The sequence below is a fragment of the Neisseria sp. P0021.S005 genome (assembly GCF_051956955.1).
Window position 1 is genome coordinate 1 of the sequence record NZ_JBQCWY010000402.1, and the last position, 2,734, is coordinate 2,734.

3 protein-coding genes are annotated in these 2,734 nt (G+C 53.3%); all 3 read left to right on the plus strand.

Annotation, left to right across the window (positions count from 1 at the left end):
- Positions 1-609, plus strand: a 609-nt coding sequence (locus ACTHUE_RS14760) for a pyrimidine 5'-nucleotidase (protein ID WP_440423879.1), incomplete at its 5' end; no start/stop codon positions are given.
- Between the two features lie 61 nt (positions 610-670).
- Positions 671-946: a membrane lipoprotein lipid attachment site-containing protein gene (locus tag ACTHUE_RS14765; RefSeq protein ID WP_039861930.1), complete on the plus strand. Its 276-nt coding sequence runs from the start codon at positions 671-673 to the stop codon at positions 944-946.
- 98 nt (positions 947-1,044) lie between these two features.
- Entirely contained in the window at positions 1,045-2,418 is a 1,374-nt protein-coding gene (gene glmU / locus ACTHUE_RS14770) for a bifunctional UDP-N-acetylglucosamine diphosphorylase/glucosamine-1-phosphate N-acetyltransferase GlmU (RefSeq protein ID WP_440361238.1), read from the plus strand.
- The last annotated feature ends 316 nt before the right edge of the window (positions 2,419-2,734 follow it).

Here is a 2,734-nt window from a genome sequence, read left to right on the forward strand (position 1 = left end):
ACTTTGCACAATGCCGAAGCCGGCATTTTCTACATCATCAACCGCGCCATGACCGAATACATGGCAGGCCGTCTGAAACTTTCCGAAGAAGCCGCCTCCCACCTGCGCCAAGATTATTGGCACCGATACGGCGCGACGCTTGCCGGTTTGCAAATCCACCATCCCGAAGTCGATATCGATGAATTTTTGCGTGAAAGTCACCCGCTTAAGCAAATTTTGGCAAAGGTGGAGGGTATGGATGGAACTGATGACGTTTTAGGCCGTCTGAAAGGGCGAAAAGCCGTATTTTCCAACGGGCCTTCGTTTTATGTCCGCGCATTGGTTGAAGCATTGGGCTTGGAAGCGCATTTTGACGGCTTGTTCGGCACGGACGACTTCGGCCTGCTCTACAAACCCAATCCGCAAGCCTATCTCAACGTCTGCCGCCTGTTGGGCGTCAAACCCGAACAGTGCATTATGGTGGACGACAGCGCCGACAATCTGCACCAAGCCAAAGCCTTGGGCATGAAGACCGTTTGGTACGGCGAAAAAGCCCATCCGTTGCCATTTGCCGACGGCATAGCGAAAGATATGCAGGGTTTGCTTGAATTTTGCACAAAACTGCCGTGAAATTTTTAAAAATCAAGTACAATACACGGTATTGACGACATTTAAAAACAAGGACAACATCATGCGTAAACTCGCTTTAATCCTGACTGCCGCCGCCGTTTTGGCCGGTTGTTCTTGGGAAACCTACACCAACGAATCCGGCCGTACCGCCGTACGCCAAAAATATGCTACCGGCACGCCTATCGTTTATCAGGATGGTACTTATTCTAAAAACATGAATTACAACCAGTTCCGCCCAGAGCGCCGCGCCGTCCAATCCAATCAAGCGGAACACGCTGAACGCGGCCAAAACTGGCAAAAACCGCAATTTGCCAACCAACAGCCAGCAACCGAATAACAATATCCCCAAGGCCGTCTGAAACGGAGTGAAAAACAATCAACACTTGTTGCCCCACTTTTCAGACGGCCTCAAACAACGACAACGGAAACCGTATCATGGCTCAGACAGCTTTAAATATCGTCATCCTCGCCGCCGGCAAAGGCACGCGCATGTACTCCAAAATGCCCAAAGTGCTGCACCGCATCGGCGGCCTTCCCATGGTTGAGCGCGTTATCGACACTGCCGCCTCCCTGAATCCCCAAAACATCTGCGTCGTCATCGGCCACGGCAAAGAGCAAGTCTTGGACACCGTCAAACGCGATGTCGTTTGGGTTGAACAAACCGAACAGCTCGGTACCGGCCACGCCGTCAAAACCGCCCTGCCGCACCTTGCCGCCGAAGGCCGCACGCTGGTGTTGTACGGCGACGTCCCCCTGATTGACGCCGCCACCCTCGAAACCCTGCTCGAAGCCGCAGGCAACGAAGTCGGTCTGTTGACCGACGTGCCCAACGATCCGACAGGTTTGGGCCGCATCATCCGCGACAGCAACGGCAACGTAACCGCCATTGTCGAAGAAAAAGACGCCGATGCCGCCCAAAAAGCCGTGAAAGAAATCAATACCGGCATTTTGGTTCTGCCCAATGCCAAACTCGAAGCTTGGTTGAACAGCCTTTCCAGCAACAATGCCCAAGGCGAATACTATCTGACCGACCTCATCGCCAAAGCCGTTGCCGACGGCATCAAAGTTCATCCCGTCCAAGTGCGCGCCTCCCATCTGGCCGCCGGCGTGAACAACAAACTCCAACTGGCCGAACTCGAGCGTATTTTCCAAACCGAACAGGCGCAAGAATTGCTCAAAGCAGGCGTCACCCTGCGCGATCCAGCACGTTTTGATTTACGGGGCCGTCTGAAACACGGACAAGATGTCGTGATTGACGTCAACGTCGTCATCGAAGGCGAAGTCGAACTCGGCGACAACGTCGAAATCGGTGCCAACTGCGTGATCAAAAACGCCAAAATCGGTGCCAACACCAAAATCGCGCCATTCTCCCATTTTGAAGGTTGCGAAGTGGGCGAAAACAACCAAATCGGCCCATACGCCCGTTTGCGTCCGCAAGCCAAACTGGCCGACGACGTACACATCGGCAACTTCGTCGAAGTCAAAAATGCCTCCATCGGCAATGGTACCAAAGCCAACCACCTCACCTACATCGGTGATGCCGAGATCGGCAGCAAAACCAACTTCGGCGCCGGCACGATTATTGCTAACTACGACGGCGTGAACAAACACAAAACCGTCATTGGCGACGAAGTGCGCATCGGTTCAAACTGCGTACTGGTTGCCCCCGTTACCCTCGGCAACAAAGTGACGACAGGCGCGGGCAGCGCGATTACCCGCAACTGCGAAGACGGCAAACTCGTTCTCGCCCGTTCGCGCCAAACCGTCATCGAAGGCTGGGTGCGTCCGGAAAAAGGCGATAAGAAGTAAGGCCGGTCTTTTATTTGTTTTCAGACGGCCTTGAGAAACATAAAAGGCCGTCTGAAACCTAGATTTGCCATTTCAATGAATATAAAACGGCGTTTTCCGACTGCCGCTTTCGGGAGCCGGAGCAGCAGTCATTTTCTCAAACTTTTGATACTAAGGAACTTAATATGTGCGGTATCGTAGGTGCTATTCGCGCCAATCACAATGTAGTCGATTTTCTGACCGACGGTCTCAAACGCCTTGAATACCGAGGCTACGATTCGTCGGGTATCGCCGTCAACATGGACGGCAAAATCAAACGCGTCCGCCGTGTCGGCCG

What these genes read in the sequence shown, in the direction of transcription:
- ACTHUE_RS14765 (WP_039861930.1), top strand. Translation starts at nt 671, where the DNA reads ATGCGTAAACTCGCTTTAATCCTGACTGCCGCCGCCGTTTTGGCCGGT.
- glmU (WP_440361238.1), top strand. Translation starts at nt 1,045, where the DNA reads ATGGCTCAGACAGCTTTAAATATCGTCATCCTCGCCGCCGGCAAAGGC.